Annotated in this window: 19 protein-coding genes and 1 tRNA gene; all 20 read right to left on the reverse strand. The window is 73.6% G+C overall.

The genetic code is table 11. From position 1 onward, the window contains the following. Window positions 1-16 precede the first annotated feature (16 nt). The 20 genes from ACERM0_RS00725 to prcA all read right to left on the reverse strand — a co-directional run bounded on the left by ACERM0_RS00725 (window position 17) and on the right by prcA (window position 18,893). A tRNA-Glu gene (locus tag ACERM0_RS00725) sits at window positions 17-92 on the reverse strand. 20 nt (window positions 93-112) lie between these two features. Next, on the reverse strand, window positions 113-961 hold the full coding sequence (locus ACERM0_RS00730; RefSeq protein WP_373676571.1) for a polyprenol monophosphomannose synthase: 849 nt from the start codon (window positions 959-961) through the stop codon (window positions 113-115). After that, window positions 958-2,502 carry an apolipoprotein N-acyltransferase gene (gene lnt, locus ACERM0_RS00735; protein WP_373676573.1) on the reverse strand — a complete coding sequence of 515 codons (1,545 nt, stop codon included), beginning with the start codon at window positions 2,500-2,502 and terminating at the stop codon, window positions 958-960. Before lnt ends, ACERM0_RS00730 begins: the two co-directional genes overlap by 4 nt. A gap of 53 nt (window positions 2,503-2,555) precedes the next feature. Further along, the gene (locus tag ACERM0_RS00740; protein WP_373676574.1) at window positions 2,556-3,029 is read right to left on the reverse strand and encodes a hypothetical protein; all 474 of its coding nucleotides are present in this window, start codon (window positions 3,027-3,029) and stop codon (window positions 2,556-2,558) included. A 451-nt stretch (window positions 3,030-3,480) separates the two neighbouring features. Next, window positions 3,481-5,076 (reverse strand): amidohydrolase, encoded by a 1,596-nt coding sequence (locus ACERM0_RS00745; RefSeq protein ID WP_373676575.1) that lies wholly within the window; start codon window positions 5,074-5,076, stop codon window positions 3,481-3,483. A gap of 101 nt (window positions 5,077-5,177) precedes the next feature. Continuing rightward, a complete protein-coding gene (locus ACERM0_RS00750; RefSeq protein ID WP_373676576.1) occupies window positions 5,178-5,567 on the reverse strand; it encodes a hypothetical protein in 390 nt (129 codons plus the stop codon). Then, window positions 5,554-6,747, reverse strand: a complete 1,194-nt coding sequence (locus tag ACERM0_RS00755) for an acyl-CoA dehydrogenase family protein (protein ID WP_373676577.1) — start codon at window positions 6,745-6,747, stop codon at window positions 5,554-5,556. Before ACERM0_RS00755 ends, ACERM0_RS00750 begins: the two co-directional genes overlap by 14 nt. Further along, the gene (locus ACERM0_RS00760; RefSeq protein ID WP_373676578.1) at window positions 6,734-7,171 is read right to left on the reverse strand and encodes a GNAT family N-acetyltransferase; all 438 of its coding nucleotides are present in this window, start codon (window positions 7,169-7,171) and stop codon (window positions 6,734-6,736) included. The genes ACERM0_RS00755 and ACERM0_RS00760 overlap by 14 nt, the downstream gene beginning before the upstream one ends. Before the next feature lie 43 nt (window positions 7,172-7,214). Next, window positions 7,215-8,309 carry a M24 family metallopeptidase gene (locus ACERM0_RS00765; protein WP_373676579.1) on the reverse strand — a complete coding sequence of 365 codons (1,095 nt, stop codon included), beginning with the start codon at window positions 8,307-8,309 and terminating at the stop codon, window positions 7,215-7,217. Window positions 8,310-8,377: 68 nt separating this feature from the next. Further along, complete coding sequence (locus ACERM0_RS00770) at window positions 8,378-9,307, reverse strand: diacylglycerol kinase family protein (protein ID WP_373676580.1); 930 nt, start codon at window positions 9,305-9,307, stop codon at window positions 8,378-8,380. A gap of 101 nt (window positions 9,308-9,408) precedes the next feature. Further along, window positions 9,409-12,174, reverse strand: a complete 2,766-nt coding sequence (locus ACERM0_RS00775; protein ID WP_373676581.1) for a DEAD/DEAH box helicase — start codon at window positions 12,172-12,174, stop codon at window positions 9,409-9,411. A gap of 113 nt (window positions 12,175-12,287) precedes the next feature. Further along, entirely contained in the window at window positions 12,288-12,959 is a 672-nt protein-coding gene (locus tag ACERM0_RS00780) for a hypothetical protein (protein WP_373676582.1), read from the reverse strand. Continuing rightward, the gene (gene tatC, locus ACERM0_RS00785; RefSeq protein ID WP_373676583.1) at window positions 12,956-13,738 is read right to left on the reverse strand and encodes a twin-arginine translocase subunit TatC; all 783 of its coding nucleotides are present in this window, start codon (window positions 13,736-13,738) and stop codon (window positions 12,956-12,958) included. Before tatC ends, ACERM0_RS00780 begins: the two co-directional genes overlap by 4 nt. After that, window positions 13,722-13,931: a twin-arginine translocase TatA/TatE family subunit gene (tatA, locus tag ACERM0_RS00790; protein WP_373676584.1), complete on the reverse strand. Its 210-nt coding sequence runs from the start codon at window positions 13,929-13,931 to the stop codon at window positions 13,722-13,724. The genes tatC and tatA overlap by 17 nt, the downstream gene beginning before the upstream one ends. 65 nt (window positions 13,932-13,996) lie before the next feature. After that, complete coding sequence (locus ACERM0_RS00795; RefSeq protein WP_373676585.1) at window positions 13,997-14,236, reverse strand: hypothetical protein; 240 nt, start codon at window positions 14,234-14,236, stop codon at window positions 13,997-13,999. 78 nt (window positions 14,237-14,314) lie between these two features. Next, a complete protein-coding gene (locus tag ACERM0_RS00800) occupies window positions 14,315-14,677 on the reverse strand; it encodes a hypothetical protein (protein ID WP_373676586.1) in 363 nt (120 codons plus the stop codon). 102 nt (window positions 14,678-14,779) lie between these two features. Then, complete coding sequence (locus tag ACERM0_RS00805) at window positions 14,780-15,709, reverse strand: helix-turn-helix transcriptional regulator (RefSeq protein ID WP_373676587.1); 930 nt, start codon at window positions 15,707-15,709, stop codon at window positions 14,780-14,782. Then, window positions 15,706-16,671, reverse strand: a complete 966-nt coding sequence (locus ACERM0_RS00810) for a helix-turn-helix transcriptional regulator (protein WP_373676588.1) — start codon at window positions 16,669-16,671, stop codon at window positions 15,706-15,708. The genes ACERM0_RS00805 and ACERM0_RS00810 overlap by 4 nt, the downstream gene beginning before the upstream one ends. Window positions 16,672-16,744: 73 nt before the next feature. Then, entirely contained in the window at window positions 16,745-18,103 is a 1,359-nt protein-coding gene (pafA, locus tag ACERM0_RS00815; RefSeq protein WP_373676589.1) for a Pup--protein ligase, read from the reverse strand. Window positions 18,104-18,200: 97 nt separating this feature from the next. Continuing rightward, on the reverse strand, window positions 18,201-18,893 hold the full coding sequence (gene prcA / locus ACERM0_RS00820; RefSeq protein ID WP_373676590.1) for a proteasome subunit alpha: 693 nt from the start codon (window positions 18,891-18,893) through the stop codon (window positions 18,201-18,203). Window position 18,894: the final 1 nt, after the last annotated feature.

Here is an 18,894-nt window from a genome sequence, read left to right on the forward strand (position 1 = left end):
GCGTCGCGCACGCTGCTGGTAGCCCCGACGGGATTCGAACCCGCGTCACCACCTTGAAAGGGTGGGATCCTAGGCCGCTGGACGACGGGGCCGCGGGTGCGCGGGCGGGAGGCTATCGCGTCGCCGGCGGTGGCGGCGACGCCGCCCGCCCGGTCCGGGCGACCGACGCCGGGTGCGTGCCGGCACGAGGCCGGGCACGCCCGAGACCGGTCGCGCCCCAAGCCGGCACGCGCCAGGCCGCCTCGACCACGACGCGGCGCGAGAGCTTGCTGGCACCCGCGCGCCGCTCGACGAAGGTGATGGGCACCTCGGCGAGCACGAACCCCGCCCGCCACGCCCGCAGCGCGGTCTCCACCTGGAACGCGTAGCCGTCGGAGGTGAGCGCGTCGACGGCGATGGTGCGCAGCACCGCCGCCCGGAAGGCGCGGAACCCGCTGGTGGCGTCGGACACCGGCAGGCGCGTCAGCCCGCGCACGTAGCGGTTGCCCCACGTGGACAGGGCAATGCGCCCGGCCGTCCACTGCCGCACGTCACCGCCGGGCACGTAGCGCGAGCCGATGACGAGGTCCGCTTCGTGCAGCGCCGCCAGCAGGGCGGGTAGCTCGGCGGGGTCGTGGGACAGGTCGGCGTCCATCTCCACGAGCACGTCGTAGCCCCGGGCCAGGCCCCAGCGCAGCCCGGCCCGGTAGGCCGGCCCGAGCCCCGCCTTGTGGGAGCGGTGCAGCACGTGGACACCGGAGTCGGCGGCGGCCAGCCGGGCGACGAGCCGGCCGGTGCCGTCTGGGCTGGCGTCGTCGACGACCAGCACCTCGGGTGGCCCCAGAGCCGTGTCGGCAGCGTCGCCCGGGTCCGGGCCCACCGCGGCGGCGCCCCCGTCACCGGGCAGGCGGCGCAGCGCCGTCACGAGTTCCTCGATGGTGCCGCGTTCCTCATAGGTGGGGACGACCACGAGCGTCCTCACACGGCGGCCTCCTGGCGTGCCTGCTCCCGCGCCGGAGCGGGCCGGCGCCGCTGCCACAGCGCGAGTCCGAGCAGTCCGAGGATCCCCGCGCGCGTCAGCCACCCGACCACGTCGCCGATGCGCAGGTAGGGGGTCAGCCCCTCGACCAGCGGCACCTCGCGGCGGATGGTCGCCTGGCCGAACAGGTCGGTGACCTGCTCGACGCCGCCACCCGGGTCGACGAACGCCGAGGCGCCAGACAGCGCGCCGTGCACCACCCACCGGCCGGTCTCCACCGCGCGCAGGCGGCTCTGCGCCAGGTGCTGGTAGGGCTCGGCGCTCTCGCCGAAGGAGGCGTCGGTGGTCGCCGCGACGATGAGCTGGGCGGGCTCGGCGCCGGCCAGGACGTTGGTCCGGTTGACCCCCGCGAACAGCGTCTCGAAGCAGATCAGCACGGCCACGGGGACGTCGCCGACCTCGACCAGGTGCGGTTCGGGGTGGGGCAGGATGTCGCGGGGGATCTGCTGCAGCGGCGGGAACCAGTCGAGGTAGGTCCGCATCGGGATGTACTCGCCGAACGGCACCACCCGTCGCTTGTCGTAGCGACCCGCCACCTCGGCGTCCTGGTCGAGCAGCAACTGGGTGCGGTAGAAGCCGGTCGCGGGGTCGGGGCCGTCGAGGTTCATGCCGGCCAGCAGGTACTGCGAGGTGCGGGCCGACTCCTCCAGCAGCGGCAGGAAGGCCGCACCCCGGTCGGTGTAGGGGTCGGTGTCGACGCTGGCCTCCGGCCACACGGTCAGCTCCGGCGGAGGCCCGTCCTGCGTGGCGGCGACGGTCAGGTCACGCATCTGGGTCGTGATCCGGTACGACGGCTCGGCGACGTCCTCCTCCCAGTGGCGGATGTCGTTGCCCTGCACGACCAGGACGTCGAGTCGCCCCGTCTCCGCCGGGGGCTCGATCGTGGCCAGGACCGACACCAGCAGCGCGCCGACGAGCACGAGCACGGGCGTGCGCGCACCCGCGACGGCGTGCTCGACCGGGCCCGACTCGCGGGCCCGCAGCCCCTGCACGGTGTCGCGGGCGACGACGTAGGCGGCCGCCCCGATCAGCACGACCAGGAACGTGATGCCACGTCCCCCGACCAGCCGGGCCACGGGCAGCAGCCAGGAGCCGTCGACGTGGGCGTAGGCGATCGCGCCCCACTCGAAGCCGTTGAGCGGCCAGATGGCGCGCCACGCATCGACGCCGGTCCACCCGACCGCCGTGGCCAGCGGCAGCCAGGGGCTGCGCAGCACCGGCCGCAGCGCCACCGCCAGCACACCGAAGAACAGCGCCTGGACGGTGGCCAGAAGGGCCCAGCCGAAGTAGCCGGCCGGCAGCACCAGCCAGGACAGCATCGGCCCGAACGTGGCCAGGCCGGTCAGCAGGCCCAGCCGGAACGGGCGGGCCCGTCCGCCCGTGCGCTCGGCCAGCCGCAGGTCGAACGCCAGTGCCGCCAGCAGCAGTGCGGGCGCGGCGAAGCTGGCCCACCACCACTCCAGGGGTGGGTGTGCGACCAGCACGGCCAGCCCCGCCGCTGCAGCCAGCGTCGGGGCGGTCGCCGCGTCGCGCGGCGTCAGGCGCAGTCTCGGCAGAGCATGCGCTCCGGATCGGCGAGTTGGGTGTCCAACTTGGCCATGTAACACGACCGACAGACGAACTCGCTCTCGCGCACGCCGTCGATGTCGTCGTCCTCGTCGTCCTCGTCGTCCCCCGCCACCGCAGCGACGATCTCGTCCTCGTCGTCGTCGAACGCGACGGTCGCGGGCAGCGAGGGCGATTCGTCCTCGTCCTCGTCGTCCGAGGGCGTCGGAACGGTCAGCTCGTCCTCGCCTTCGGCGAGCGCCTCGTCGTCCTCGAGTCCGTCGTCGTCGTTCTCGAGGTCGTCGTCCTCCGCGAAGGCGTCCTCGTCGAGATCCTCGTCCTGGTCCCCGACCTCGTCCTCGAAGTCGTCGTCGACCTCGGTGGTGTCGACGTCGTCGACCTCGGTCGCGTCGACGTCCTCGACGAGGTCGGCGTCGTCGCGAGCGGTGCCCTTCCGAGCTGCCACGGGCGTGCTCCTGCTCCGGTCCACCCCGTCCCGGAGGGCGGACGGGCGCGCTTCGTACCAGAGCGTCCAGGCGCATGCAAGACGACGCGGACGGCGTCCCAGGTGCTCCGGGGGGCCCCGGCCGGTCTCCGGCCCGGGACCCCCCGTGAGATCTGGCGGGCCACCCCGCCGTTGGGGCCGCGCCAGGACCGGTACGGCTGATCGAGGCGCGTTGTCTACTGAGCGTGTGGCCGCCGCGGCAAGCCGGTGTCCCGAGGAGGTTTCCTGGACCGGGAGCGCCCCAAACGTGTCGCCTGAAGAACGTTGCCCCGGGTCGGCCGCCCCCTCCCCAGGAGGCACGGATCACCGCCGCGCGCGAAAACAACCAGCGCGGCCGCCGCGCGTCAAGCAGTTGCCGGTCGGTGGTCGGGCGGTTTGCGCATGCCGCGCGATACGTCCCACCGCGCGCAGGTCAGCGGCCGTGGGCCGACGGCAGCGGCGCCTGCCCGTGCGCCACGCGGCCGTGGACCACCGCCAGGACGCACCGCGCGCCACGCGGGTCGTCGGCGGCGTACGGATCGCCCTCGAAGGCGGCGAGGTCGGCGCGCATGCCGGCGCGCACCACCCCGACCCAGCGTTCCTGGCGTGCGGCGTAGCGCCCCCCGAGGGTCGACATGGACACCGCCTCGAGCCGGGTCACCGCGTGCTCGGGCCGGTGGCGGTGCTCGGCGGCCCACACGGTCCCCCACGGGTCCATGGGCGTGACGTTGGTGTCCGATCCGAATGCCAGCCCGACGCCACGGTCGGCCAGCGCCCGGTACGGGTTGGACCAGCTGGCCCGCCGCGCCCCCAGCCGGCTGCGGTACATCCCGTCGGGGCCGCCCCAGCGATGCTCGAACATCGGCTGGGCGGAGACCACCAGACCGAGCTCGGCGAGGTCGTCGAGGAGCGGCGGCGGCAGGACCTCGCCGTGCTCGACGCGGTGGCGCAGCCGGCGGATCGCGTCGCCGTCGGCGTGCTCCAGCCGTGCGGCGACGGCGCGCCAGCAGCGCACGACCTGGCTGATCGCGGCGTCCCCGATCGCGTGCACCCCGGTCTGCAGCCCGGCGCGGGTCGCCTCCTCCAACCAGTCGGTGAGTGTGTCGTCGTCCAGTTCGAGGTGCCCGGAGGTGCTCGGCCGGTCGCTGTAGGGCTCGCACAGCGCCGCCGTGTGGGAACCGAGCGAGCCGTCGAGGAACAGGTCCCCGCCGACCGTGCGCAGGTCACGCGCGATCGGGATCTCGACCTCCAGCCCGCCCCAGTAGGGCAGCACCTCGATCGGCCACTCCCCCGTCACCCAGGCGTCGAAGTCCTCGAGCCCCATGAGGTCGGGACCGCCCATCTCGTGCACGGAGCCGATCCCGAGCGACGCCGCGTGCGCGACCGCCGCGTGGCGGGCCTCGTCCAGCTCGTGGGCCGACATCGCGCCGATGCTCCAGCGACGCACGATGTGGTTGGCCTCGCGCCGCAGCAGCCCGCTGACCTGGCCGGCGCCGTTGCGCTCGATCCCCTCGGCGCGGGCCAGCGGCGCGGACGCGAGCGTGTTGCGGTCGACCAGCGCCGCGTGCCCGTCGACCCGCGAGAGGTAGACCGCGGAGCCGCCGGCCGCCGCGGCCAGCGCGTCGGGCCCGGGCAGGTCGTCCGGGTAGGCGTGCGGGTCGAAGCCGTGCCCCCACAGCACACGGCCGGTGTGCTGGCTGGCATAGCTCGAGACGGCGTGCAGCAACTCCTCGCCGGAACGGGCGGAGGTGAGGTCGAGTCCGGTCAGGCCGAGCCCGGTCGGGGTCAGGTGGACGTGGGCGTCCACGAACGCCGGACCGAGCACGCAGCCGTCCAGGTCGAGCCGGTGCTCGTGCGGTGGCGCCTGGTCCGGGTCGTCCCCGACCCAGACGACCCGGCTGCCGCGCACCAGCACGGCACGGGCGGCCTGGCGTGCGTGGCCGAGCGTCACGACCCGGTCGGCGACGATCAGGGTTCCACGCGGTGCGGGCCGCAACGGGTCCGCGCCGCCGGCAGGAGTGGCATTCACGTGGCCTCAGCGACCTCTCTCGTCGCGTACACGACGCGCCGCGGCTACCGCGATAGTAGGGAGCCGTCGGGGTGCTGTCGCGTCGCCGCCGCGGGGTGGCGTCACAGCGAACGACTCGCGCCGCCGACCAGCACGAGCAGCAGCCCTGCGGTGACGAACAGGCCCAACGCCCACAACGGCCGCCGCAGCGAGACGGGACGACGCCGTGCCTCGTCGACGAGGCTGAACACGGCGAGGTGGATGGCCGCGAGCACGCAGCCGACGACGAGGCCGAGCAGCACCGCCACGAGGCCGGAACCGCCCGGCGCGCCGAGCAGCCCCAGCGCCGCGGCGCCCAGCACGCCCAGGACGCCGCCGACGACCACCAGCCGCCGGCCGGCGCGCAGACGGCCGCGGTCGTGCGCGCCCGGGTCCGGCGGCTCGCCCGGCCGCGCCGCGTCCGGCGGAGGCTCCTGGGGCGACCCCGGCGTCGGCGCGTCAGGCACGGGCACCCGTCAACTGACGGCCGATCACCATGCGCTGGATCTGGTTGGTGCCCTCCACGATCTGCAGCACCTTCGCCTCGCGCATGTAGCGCTCGACCGGGAAGTCCGTGGTGTAGCCGTAGCCGCCGAACACCTGCACCGCGTCGGTGGTGGTCTGCATGGTGGCGTCCGTCGCGAACAGCTTGGCCATGGCCGCGACCTTGGTGGTGTCGTAGCCGTGGTCACGGCGGTCGGCGGCGGACTGGTAGAGGGTGCGGGACGCCTCCGTACGGGTGGCCATGTCGGCCAGCAGGAAGCTCACCCCCTGGAACGACGCGATCGGCTGGCCGAACTGCTCCCGCTCGCGCGCGTAGGCCAGCGCCGCGTCGAGCGCGGCCTGGGCCAGCCCGGTGGCGCAGGCGGCGATGCCCAGGCGGCCGCCGTCGAGCGAGGCCATGGCGATCCGGAAGCCGGTGCCCTCCTGGTCGCCGACGAGCCGGTCGGCCGGGACGGGAGCGTTCTCGAAGACCAGCTGGGCCGTCGGCGAGGCCCACATGCCCATCTTCTGTTCCGGTGGGGCGACGGTCAGCCCGGGCTGGTCGGCGTCCACCACGAACGCGGAGATGCCCCGCGCGCCAGCGTCGCCGGTACGCGCCATCACGAGGTAGCGGTCGGCGACGCCGCCGTGGGTCACCCAGGCCTTGACGCCGTCGAGGCGATAGACCTCGCCGTCGCGCTTGGCGATGGTGGTCATGCCGGCCGCGTCGGAGCCGGAGCCCGGCTCGGACAGCGAGTAGGCGCCCAGGGCGCGCCCGGCCACCAGGTCCGGCACGAAGCGGTCACGCTGCTCGGGCGTGGCGTGCGTGTCGATGCCCCACGTGGACAGCGTGTGCACGGACAGGCCCAGCCCCAGCGCCAGCAACCCGCGCGAGAGTTCCTCCACGACCATGAGGTAGGTGGCGAAGGGCAGCGCGGAGCCGCCGACGTCCTCGCCGAACGGCAGGCCGGTCAGGTCCATGCGCGCGAGCTGGTCGAACAGGGGTCGCGGGAAGGTGTGCTCACGCTCCCAGCGGTCGGCCTGTGGGGCGACCTCCTCGCGGGTGAAGCCTTCGACGAGTTCGAGCAGCGAGCGCTGCTCCTCGGGCAGACGGTGGATCACGACGCGTTCGTCCTCGGGCAGGGGCGGTGACGGGTCAGGCCCGGTCACGCGCGCGGTCGGGGGTCAGGGACATCAGCACGCGGCGGGGCACGTAGCCGAGCGCCTCGAGGAAGCGCTGGCCGCCTTCGTTGTCGGCAGCCACGGAGATCTCCACCACCGGCACGCGGGTCTGCGACGCCCATTCCTGGATGCTGAGCAGCAACGCCTCACCGACCCGACGACGGCGGGCGTCGGCGCGGGTGAAGATCGGCCCGATGGTGCAACCGGTCGGGCGCAGCGTGCCGGCCGCGTAGCCCAGCGAGCGCCCGTCCTGCGGGTCGACCGCGAGCCAGAAGATCCCGCCCTGCGGCAGCGGCGGGTTGCCCGGCGCGCCGTAGAGCGACTCCTGTTCGGCGCGGTACTCGGTCGCGAGCGGCCGGATCTCCTCGATCCGGGCCCGCCGGACCTCGACCCCGGAAGGTCCCTGTGCCATCTGCCGTCCTCTCCCCGACCGGCGACCGCCGCGGCGGCCGGTGTCAGCAGACCACGATCTCCCGCGGCCGGTGGTTGACCCGTTCCACGCCGTCGTCGGTGACGACGACGATGTCCTCGATGCGTGCCCCGTAGCGGTCGGGCACGTAGATCCCGGGTTCGACCGAGAACGCCATTCCGGCGGTCAGCGGCTCCTCGTTGCCGCCGACGATCCACGGCTCCTCGTGTTCCTCGACGCCGATGCCGTGTCCGGTGCGATGGATGAAGCGCTCGCCGTAGCCGGCGTCGCGGATGACCGCCCGGGCGGCCTCGTCGATCGAGGCGGCGCTGACGCCGGGACGCACGGCCTGCACGGCCGCCTCCTGGGCCTCTTCGAGCACCGTGTGCAGCTCGGCGTAGCCGTCGGGTACGTGGCCGACGACGTAGTCGCGGGTCATGTCGGAGCAGTAGCCGTTGCGGGTGCCGCCGATGTCGACGACCACGGCGTCACCGGGGGCGAGTGCGCGCTCACCGGTCTCGTGGTGCGGCGAGGCGCCGTTGGGGCCGGAGGCGACGATGACGAAGTTGACCTCGTCGTGGTCCTCGAGGATCAGCTCGGCGAGGTCGCGGCCGACCTCGGCCTCGGTCCGGCCGGGGCGCAGCAGGGTCGGCACCGCGGCGTGGACGGCGTCGATCGCGGCGCCCACCTCCCGCAGCGCCTGGATCTCCTCCGGCGACTTGCGCAGCCGCAGCTCGCGCATGACCCGGGACCCGGCCACCCAGTCCGCGGCGGGCAGCGCCGCCTGCAACTGCAGGGTGAACGAGGTCCACAGCCGGTCCTGCAACGCCAGCCGGCCGTCCTGGGCGCCGGCCTCGTGCAGCAGGTCGCGCACGAGCGCCATCGGGTCGTCCGTCTCGTCCCAGGCCCGCAGCGGTGCGATGCGGTCCGCGCCGCTCTCCTGGGCCCGGGCGGCCTCCAACGTGGGCACGACCAGCGCCGGCTCGCCTGCGGCCGGTACGACCAGCAGCGTGAGCCGCTCGAGCGGCAGCGCGTGGTAGCCGACGAGGTAGCGCAGGTCGGCGCTCGGGCCGATCAGCAGCGCGTCGACACCCGCCTCGCGCATCGCGGTCCGAGCGCGCTCCAGCCGTTGCGTGGTCACCGTTCCTCCTCGGTCGGGGGCCGAGTCTAGGAGCCGAGCCGTCCGGTACGCCGCGCCGTGCGCGCCGGTCACAGTTTGAGCCGCAGCACCCGGTGGAGGAGGTCGAAGCTGGCCGGCGTGTGGCCGAGCAGTTCCCCGTCGGCCTCGACCAGCAGCGGGCGTGCGGCGTCGACCGCGACCCGGGAGGACTGCCACTCGCGGACGTCGTCGCGCGACAGGTGGGTGCCGCGCCGCAACTGCGGCAGGCCACGAACGACGTCGATCGGGCTGGCACCCCACGCCTGGACGTTGAACCGCTCGTCGTAGGGCAGCGCGCGGGGCGCGACGTGCATCCCACCGCCGAAGAACTGGCCGTTGGCGACCACCACGTTGCACAGCGGCTCGGTGCGGGTGCCCTGGTCGACGGTGACGGTGGTGTCCACGTGCCGGAAGCGGGCGACGGCGCCCATGACGGCCGCGGCGTAGCGGGCCGTGCCGAGCCGGCGCGGCAGCTTCGCCGCGAGGGCGACCACCACGCCGCCGTAACCGGCCTCGGCGACGTTGGCGAACAGCACGCTGCGCGGCGCACCGTCCAGCCCGGTGAGCCGGACGCGCCCGAGGTCGATGGGCAGGGTCTGCTCGCCGAGCAGGTGGTCGGCGACCACCTCGGGGGCCCGGTCGAGCCCGAACGTGCGGGCGAAGTCGCACCCGGTGCCGCCCGCGACCACCCCCAGGACCGGGTCGTCGCCGCGCACCCGCCCGGTCTCCGCGTCGACCAGCCCGTTGACGACTTCCTGCACGGTGCCGTCGCCGCCGACGGCGACCACGAACCGGCGCCCTTCCTCCTCGACGGCGCGACGCGCGAGGTCCGTCGCGTCCAGGCGGCGTCCGGTGACCGCCACGTCGTGCTCGAGACCCCGGGCCGTCAGCGCCGCCGTCAGCCGCGGCAGAGCGGCGTCACGTCCCGCCCCGGCGCTGGGATTGGCGATGAGCAGCGGTCGGCCGAGGGGGGAGGACACGGATGGAGGGCTCCGGACGGGGGCCGGGAGCGTAATCGCCCCGCGGGGGCGTCGGCGCACCTCCGCGGCCGGCGCGGCTCACGCCTCGACGATTCGCGGGCTCACGCCTCGACGATCCCGCGCCGCAGCGCGTCGACGGCCTCGGCGGCGGTGCCGGCCAGCGGCTCACCGCCGACGCTTCGCAGCTGGCCGACGAGGTCGGCGACCTGCTTGACGTTGCGCACGAAGTCGCCACCGGTGAGGTCGAGCGTGCCGAGCGCGTCGTCGAGGTCGTCGCCCGACGCCCACCGGTACGCGGGGGCGACGAACCCGGCGTCGAGGTCCCGCAGCGGCCGCACGCCGGCGTCCCGCTCGTGGCGGCGCAGCTCCTCGGCCAGGTCCAGGAGCTCCTCGACGGCGTCGTAGAGGGCCAACGTCGGCAGCTCGGGCCGCTCGGTCGGCTCGCCGCCGCGCGGCTCGTAGAGGAACAGCGCCGCGATGCCCGCCAGTTCGGCTGGGTCGAGCTCGTCGAGGATGCCGCGACGCACCGCCTCGGCGACCAGGAGGTCGACCTCGCTGTAGATCCCGGCCAGCCGCAGCCCCTCCTCGGTGGGCCGGATGTCGTCCCCGTCCTGGTCGAGGTAGTCCAGCCGCACGAGCACGCGCAGGATCCGGTGCAGCTGGCGGACCAGCGACCCGGTGGCGCGCTCGATGGAGCGGCGCAGCCCGCCCGCCTGCTCCTCGAGGTCGTCGGCGCGGTACTGCCAGCGCTCGTGCTCGGCGCGGTCGGGGCACTGGTGGCACGGATGCGCCCGCACCTGCTCGCGGAGCTCGCGGACCTCCGCCGACGGCCCGGTGTCGGCCGGTTCGGGCCTGGCCGGCGGTCGCCCCCCCGACGCGCCGTCGTCGATCGCGGGCGGGTCCAGCGCCCGCAGCGCGACCGCGACGTCGCGCCGGTAGTCCTTCTGGCGTGGGTTGCCGCTCTTGGGCAGCCGGATGCGCTCGACGGGGACGGGCGGACCGTCCAGCTCGCGCGGGCCGACCTTGCTGAGCGCCCGGTCGTCGGCGACGACCTGGGCCAGTGGCGTGCCCTTCTTGGTGACCTGCACGCCGACCACCGCGGCCAACCCGCGGCGGCCCGTCCACGGCAGGTGCAGCACGTCCCCGGGTTGCAGGGCCGCGATGCCGGCCTGGACCTGGTCCTCGGCGTCGCGGCGGCGCGCCTTGGCCTCGCTCTTCTCCAGCCGGCTGAGCCGCCGCCGCAGGTGCCAGTACCCGCGCCAGTCCCCCAGCTCGCACTGCAGGTGGCGGGCGTACCCGGTGAGCGCCTCCTCGAGCTCCGAGAGCTTCTCCGAGGTGCGCACGACCGACTCGTCGGCCTCGAACTGGGCGAACGAGGCGCCGAGCAGGGCCTCGGCCTGGGCGAGGTCGTGCCGGCGCAGCAGGTTGACGGCCATGTTGTAGGACGGGGCGAACGAGCTGCGCAGCGGGTAGGTGCGGGTGCCGACGAGCCCGGCGACGGTCGGGAAGTCCAGGTCGCGCTGGTAGAGCACCACGGCGTGGCCGACGTGGTCGATGCCGCGCCGCCCGGCGCGCCCGGTCAGCTGGGTGTACTCGCCCGGCGTCAGCAGCACGTGCGACTCACCGTTCCACTTCTCCAGCCGTTCGATGACGACCGTCCGGGCGGGCATGTTGATGCCCAGCGCCAGCGTCTCGGTGGCGACCACGACCTTCAGCAGGCCGCGCTGGAAGAGCACCTCGACCGCTTCCTTGAAGGCGGGCACCATGCCGGCGTGGTGGGCGGCGATCCCGTCGAGCAGGGCGCCGCGCCAGCGGTCGAAGCCCAGCACGCGCAGGTCGGCGTCGGGCAGGTCGCCCAGCATCGTGTCGACGGTCGCGGCGATCTCGGCCCGCTCGTGGCGATCGGTGAGCCGCACGCCCGCCTGGATCAGCTGGGCGACGGCGTCCTCGCAGCCCTGCCGCGAGAAGACGAACACGATCGCCGGCAGCCACCCGCGGTGGGCGAGCTCCTCGATCACGTGGGGGCGCGACGGCCAGCGCAGCCGGACGTCGGGCGCCATGCGGCGGCCCTTGTTGGTGACCCGGTTGCGGGTGCGGGCCCGGCGCTCGAGCATGATCACGTCGGGGTTCGGGACCCCACCCAGCGCCTGTGCCGCCCGTTCCCGGTGCTCGCGGGTGGCGCCGCCCTTGCGGCCGGCCCGGAACGTGTCGTAGATCCTGTCGTTGACGAAGTAGTGGTGGCGCAGCGGGACGGGACGCGCCTCCTCGATCACCACCTCGCAGTGGTCACGGACCTCGTCGAGCCAGCGCCCGAACTCCTCGGCGTTGCTGACGGTGGCCGACAGCGCCGCGAGCTGCACGGAGGCCGGGAGCTGGACGATGACCTCCTCCCACACCGCGCCGCGGGAGCGGTCGGCGAGGTAGTGGACCTCGTCGAGCACCACGTGGCGCAGGTGCCGCAACGTCGGCGAGGTCTCGTAGATCATGTTGCGCAGCACCTCGGTGGTCATGACGACCACCGGCGCCTCGCCGTTGACGGACCGGTCACCCGTCAGCAGCCCGACGCGGTCCTCGCCGTAGCGGTCGACGAGGTCGCGGTACTTCTGGTTCGACAGCGCCTTGATCGGGGTGGTGTAGAAGCACTTGCCGCCGTGGTGCAGCGCCTCGTGGCAGGCGAACTCGCCCACCACCGTCTTGCCGGCGCCCGTGGGCGCGGCGACCAGGACGGAGCGGCCGGCCAGCAGGGCCTCGATCGCACGGACCTGGAACGGATCCGGCGCGAACCCCAGCTCGGCCACGAACGAGGCCACGACCGGGTCGTCGAGCACCGGCGGACGGGGTTCCTCGTGTGCGACGGCGTCAGACACCTACGACCTCACCTCGTCGACGGCTGCGACGGCCCGTGTGGGGCGCGTGGGCACGAGGCTAAAGGCTTCCGTGCCCACCGGAGCGTCAACCGGCACGGTCCGCCGGCCGTGCGTCACTCGCCGCCGAGCTCCGGGAAGTCCGGCAGTTCGGGCAGCGGCGACACGTCGCCGCGACCGCCGTCGAGGTCCATGATCCCGGCCCGGGCGGACTGCACGATCTGCTCGCCGCGCACCCGCAGCCGCGCCACCTCGGTCAGCAGCCCGGCCCGGCGGTCGGGGTCGTCGATCTCCGCCGCACGGGTCAGCACCACCACGGCGTCACGGGACAGCGTGATGCCGTTGACGAACTGCCGCTGCACCGGGCGCCCCTCGGGGGCGACGTCGATGGCGGCGACACGGGCCAGCACGTTGTCGTAGGCGGCCAGCCAGCTGTCGGACGACGCGGCGACGAGCGACGGGTCCTCGTCGCGCTGGAGCGCCACGAGCGCCTCGCTGACCGAGGGGCGGTCGCCGGCGCCGGAGGTCCAGATGCCGTCGGCGTCGAACACCAGCGGCAGGGCCTGCTGCTCGAGTTGGATGCGGATGTCCTCGCCGCTGTCGGGCGCCGTCTCGCGTCCGAGCAGGAACCCGGCGATGAGCGCCAGGGCGGTGATGGCCAGGGCACGGCCGAGGCGGGCACGGCGGGCGCGGTAGATCGCACGACGCAGCCGCATCGCCGTCGAGTTGTCCATCTCACCCGTGTCGACGCGGCCCGGCCGCTGCTGTTCCAGCTCCGGTGGCGTCATGCGGCCTCCCGCCGGCGTCGGGCACGCTCGATGAGCCGGGCCGCGAGGATGGAGAACTCGTAGAACAGCAGCATCGGACCGGCCATCAGCAGCAGCGTGACCGCGTCGGTGGTCGGCGTGATGAAGGCGGCGGCGATCAGGATCAGGACCGCCGCGTAGGGCCGCCAGGCCCGCAGCAGGTGCGACTTGACGACCCCGACCAGTGACAGGAACACCAGCACCAGCGGCAGTTCGAACACCAGCCCGAACGCGACCGACGTCGTCAGGAAGAACGACAGGTACTCGTTGGCCGACAGCAGCGTCTCCACGTCGGGGCCGGCGATGCCGAGCAGGATCCGCAGCCCCTGGGGGATCACCAGGTAGGCGAAGCCGATGCCCAGCGCGAACATCACCTGACTGAGGACCACGAAGGGCAGCGCGTAGCGGCGCTCGGTGCGGGTCAGCCCGGGCGTGATGAAACGCCACAGCTGGTAGAAGATGACCGGCCCGCCGATGAACAGGCCGATCACGACGGCCGTCTTCATACGCACCGAGAACGGTTCCAGCGGCCGCAGCGCGATCAGGTTGCAGCTGTCCTCGGGTCGCAGGACCGCCAGTGCCTGGCAATACGGGTCGACGAGGACCTGCAACACCCACGGGAAGACCATGTAGCCGACGACGGTGCCGACGGCCAGGGCGAGCAGTGCGCGAAACAGCCGGGTCCGGAGTTCGGCGAGATGCTCGAACAGCGTCATCTCGCCGGGGGTGTCCCCCTCGGCGACCTCAGGACTCCGTGTCACGACGTGGCGCGGGCGGCGTGCTCTCGTCCTTGGCCCGCTGCTCCGCCTCGGTCTCCGCGTCCGCCTCCGCGCTGGCCTTGCGGAACTCCTTCATGCTCTTCCCGATGGAGCCGGCCAGGTCGGGCAGCTTCTTGGCCCCGAACAGCAGCAGCACGATGAAGAGGATGACGAGCAGTTCCCACCCGCCGGGCATGGTCATAAGGGTTCCTGCTGGTCGCTGACGCTCCGCCGGACCTCGCACGATCCGGTCGGGTCAGTCTAGCCGTTGTGACCGTCGCCGGTTCGGGACCATGCCTCGCCGACCCGCTCGAGCTCGGCCGAGGTCACCTCGGCGTCGGCCTGCAGCTGCGCCAGCGCCGGCGCGATGCGCCGTTCGAGGTCGCGGACCTCGCCGGCCATGCGGGCCAGGCGCCGGACCAGGACGAGGACCAGGACGACCAGCGCGGCGAGCGTGCCGAGCAGCACGGCCACGATGACGGCCACGACAGGCAGGGGCATGGCGGGTCCTGGCGACGAACGACGCGGGGCGCCTCCCAACCGGGAGGCGCCCCGAGTGTAGGCCCGTGGGCCTGGGCGTCAGTTCGCCAGCAGCTGCTCGAACCAGTCGTCGCCCTCGAGCAGGTGATGGAAGTCCAGCAGGTCGTCGACGGTCAGCCGCGGCCCCGGCGCGACCCCCTCGGGGTGCGGAGGCAGCAGCCGCTCGAGCGCCTCGTCCAGTCCCTCGGCCTCCTCGATCGGCACCCCGCCCGTGCTCAGCAGCTGCGCGATGCGCTCGTCGGCCGGCTTGGTCACCACCTCGGAGCAGTCGGGACACAGGAAGCGGTAGGTACTGCCCTCGCCGACGAGTCCGTCGTCGGCACGCGTGATCCGCAGCGTCACGTCGGGCGGCTGCAGATCCACCTCACCACAGGCGGGGCAGTTGGCGCGGATACGGGTCACGTGCGGCCTCCTTCGGCGGGGCGCAGGTGACCCGACCATCGGCACGGACGCAATCCGATTCAGCCGATCAACCGGCAAATCCCCCGAAGTGACCGTGGGACACTAGTCCCAGGTGTACTGCCCCAGCGCCTCGGCGGCCAGGGTGGCGACCTGTTCGCGCAGCTCGTCGGGCGCGCGCACGTGCGCCTCGCCTGCCGCCGTGAGCACCACCCGCGCGAGCCAGGCCGGCGCGTCGGTGCGCAGCCGGACCAGCGCCCCGCCGTCGGACAGCTCCTCGACGGCGTCGGGCACGACCGCGTCCAGCACCCACCGGCCGGCCCGCGACAGCTCGAGCTCGACCGCCAGGTCGTCGGGTCCCGGCGCGTAGACGGGTGGCGGCAGTTGCTCGGGCGCGGGCGCCGCACGGGGCTGGTCGGTCACCTCGAGGTCGGCGACGCGGTCGAGGCGGAACGTGCGGGCGTCGTCGACGTCCACGTCGTGCCCGCGCAGGTACCACAGCCCGTCGACGACCTGCAGCGCCCACGGATCGACGGTGCGCCACTGCGGCGCCTGGTCGGCCCGCCCCTGGTACTGCACCCGGACCCGGCGCTGCCCGGAGATCGCCTGACGGAGGGCGGGCACCAGCGCGTGCGTGCCGGGCTCGACGACGTCGGCGACCGCCTCCGGGATGCCGAGCGCGGCCCGGACCTTGCCGACGGCGCTGCGCAGCGCCGGCAGCTCGTCGCCCAGCGCCTCGCCGACCGCGTCGAGGGTCAGCACCAGTCGCAGCGCCTCGCGCGGCGTCGGGCGCAGCGGGCGCTTGAGTTCGTCGGCCATCCGCACGACGACCCGGTCGCCGACGATCTGCACCTCGAACAGGTCGCCGCCGCCCAGGCCGGGCAGCCCGCAGAAGTCGAGGTGACCCAGGTCCCGACGGATCGTCGCCTCCGACACGCCGAACGCGTGCGCCGCCTCGGCCAGCGACGCGCCGGGGCGCTCGAGCAACCACGGCACCAGCGTCAGCATCCGCGCCACGTCCCCCGCCGCGCTCATGTTCTCTCCCGTCCGCCACCGGACTCCTCCCGCCCGCCGCTGGCGGCCAGGCGGCGCAGGCCGTCGACGACCTGCGTGCGCAGCTCCGGGGGCTCGAGCACCTCGACGTCCGGACCGAGGCCCAGCAGCCACGAGCGGTCGCGGACCGGGTCGCGGTCGGGCAGCCGCAACACGGGGTGCCCCTCGTGCGTGCGGCCGGTGTCGACCCCGCCGCGCAGCTCCACCGTCCAGCGCGCGTCGGGGCGCACCGCCACCTCGATGTCGACGCGCTGCCCCTCCGGCCCGGACACGGCCGCCGCCGGGTCGAAGTCGGCCGGGACCGTGTAGCCGCCCGCCACGCCCGCCTCGCGCGCCGGGCCGACGAACCGGTCGAGCCGGAACGCCCGCACGGCGTCGCGGGCGTGGTCACGGCCGACGAGGTACCAGGCGCCGCGACGCTGCGCGATCGCGTACGGATCGACGGTGCGTTCGGCGGTGGCGCCGTCGGCGGTGCGGTAGGGGAACCGCAGCGGGGTGCGGCGGACCACGGCGTCGGCGACGGCGTCGACCGGGTCGGGTGCCAGCGTGACCCGGGTCGTGGGCGAGGTCGCCAGCTCGGCCGGGTCGGGTGCGCGAGCGGCCAGCTTGGCCAGGGCGAGCTGGGCGCCCTCGGTGCCGGTCAGCTGCACGGCCAGCGACAGGGCCGCGACCTCCTCGGCGGTCAGGTCGACGTCGGCGAGCTCGTACTGGGCGCGGTCGACGACGTAGCCGACCTCGTCGCCGAAGAACACGTCACGGGTCTCCACGGGGACACCCAGGCGGCGCAGCTCGTCCTTGTCGCGCTCGAACATGCGCCGCGACGACTCCGGATCACCCTGCGTGTAGTAGCCGGTCTTCTGCCGGATCTCGTTCAGGGTCATCGGACGGCGGGTCTCCAGCAACGCCACCGTCAGGTTGACCAGCCGTTCGACCTTCGCGGTCACGGATCTGCCCCTCGCCACGCCCGACGCACCGAACCGGGCACGCCGGGCGTCAGCCTAGTGGCCACCCAGCCGCTCACATGGCAGCGATGAGCTTGTCGACGCGCTCGTCCTCGTAGCGGAACGGGTCCTTGCAGAGCACCGTGCGCTGGGCCTGGTCGTTCAGCTTCAGGTGCACCCAGTCGACGGTGTAGTCGCGGCGCTTGGCCTTGGCATGGGTGATGAACCGCCCCCGCAGCGCGGCGCGCGTGGTCGCGGGCGGATGCACCATGGCGTGCTCGATCTCCGCGTCGTCGAGCAGCCGCTGCGCACGGCCCTGCCGGGCCAGCAGGTAGTACAGGCCCCGGTCCCGCACGACGTCGTGGTAGGCCAGGTCGAGCAGCTGGACGCGTGCGTGCGCCAGCGGCAGCTCGTGCTTGGCGCGGTAGGACTCGATCAGGCGGTACTTCGCCACCCAGTCGAGCTGGCGGCCCAACGCCATCGGGTCGTGGACGAGGTGCTCGAGCACGTGGCGCCACTCGGTGACCACCCGCTTGGCCTCGTCGTCGGCGTCGTGTGACGCCTCGACGAACCGCTCCACCCGCTCGAGGTAGGCCTGCTGGATCTCCAGTGCCGACATCTCGCGGCCGTTGGCCAGCCGGATGCGTCGCGTGCCGGTCAGGTCGTGGCTGATCTCGCGGATGGCCCGGATCGGGTTGTCCAGGGTCAGGTCACGGATGACCGCCTGTTCCTCGAGCATCCGCAGCACCAGGTCGCACGTGGCCACCTTCAGCCACGTCGTGTACTCCGACATGTTCGAGTCGCCCACGATGACGTGCAGCCGCCGGTAGCGCTCGGCGTCGGCGTGCGGCTCGTCGCGGGTGTTGATGATCGGCCGCGAGCGTGTGGTCGCCGACGACACGCCCTCCCAGATGTGCTCGGCCCGCTGCGAGAGGCTGAAGACCGCGCCCCGCGGCGTCTGCAGCACCTTGCCGGCGCCGGCGAACACCTGCCGGGTCACCAGGAACGGGATGAGCGCCTCGGCCAGGCGCTGGAACTCCCCCACCCGGGCGACGAGGTAGTTCTCGTGGCAGCCGTAGGAGTTGCCGGCCGAGTCGGTGTTGTTCTTGAACAGCGAGATGGTCCCGGAGATGCCCTCTTCGTGCAGCCGCTGCTCGGCGGCCAGCACGAGGTCCTCGACGATGCGCTCGCCGGCCTTGTCGTGGATCACGGCCTGCCGCGGCGAGTCGCACTCGGGCGTCGCGTACTCCGGGTGGGAGCCGACGTCGAGGTACAGCCGCGCGCCGTTCTCCAGGAAGACGTTGGAGGAGCGGCCCCACGACACGACCCGGCGGAAGAGGTAGCGGGCGACCTCGTCGGGGCTCAGCCGCCGCTGGCCCTGGAACGTGCACGTGACGCCGTACTCGTTCTCGATGCCGAAGATCCGTCGGCGCACCCACGTCCCTCTCGCGTCTGGTGACCCGATGGTGCCCCATCGCCGGGCCCACCGCGCGAAACCGGGCCCGTTCCGCGCGTTGGCGGCGGCGCGGGACTCACGACTCCACGGCCTGCCGCAGCGCGTCGTCACGCAGCCGGAAGAAGCGCCGGCGCGGGCGCGTGCTGTCCAGCCCGGCCACCTCGAGGTCGCCTGCCTCGATCGGCCGGCCGGCCGCCCGCGTGAGTGCCTCGACGCAGGCGCGGACCGCGGCGTCGCGGTCCAGCCCCTCGCGCCAGGTCTGTTCGAGTGACTGCACGATCGGTTCGGTCTCGCCGCCGATGACCACGAAGCGGTGTTCGTCGACGATCGAGCCGTCGTAGAGGATGTGGTACAGCTCGAGCCCGCCGCCGTGGTCGGCGTGGCCGACCTCGGCGATCAGCAGTTCCACCTCGTAGGGCTTGGCCTCGCCCCCCATGAAGATGGCACCCAGCGCCTGCGAGTAGGCGTTGGCCAGCGCCTTGGCGGTGACGTCCTCGCGGGCGTACTGGTAGCCCTTCACGTCGGCCAGCCGGATACCCGCGACCCGCATCGACTCGAACTCGTTGTAACGGCCGACGGCCGCGAACCCGATGCGGTCGTAGATCTCCGAGGTCTTGTGCAGCGACCGCGACGGGTTCTCGCTGACGAACACCACGCCGTCGGCGTACTCGGCGGCGACCAGGGCACGGCCCCGCGCGATGCCCTTCCGGGCGTACTCGGCCCGGTCCTTCATGAACTGTTCGGGTGCGACGTAGAACGGGGTTGCCACG

This window comes from Egicoccus sp. AB-alg2 (assembly GCF_041821065.1).
Lineage (GTDB): Bacteria > Actinomycetota > Nitriliruptoria > Nitriliruptorales > Nitriliruptoraceae > Egicoccus.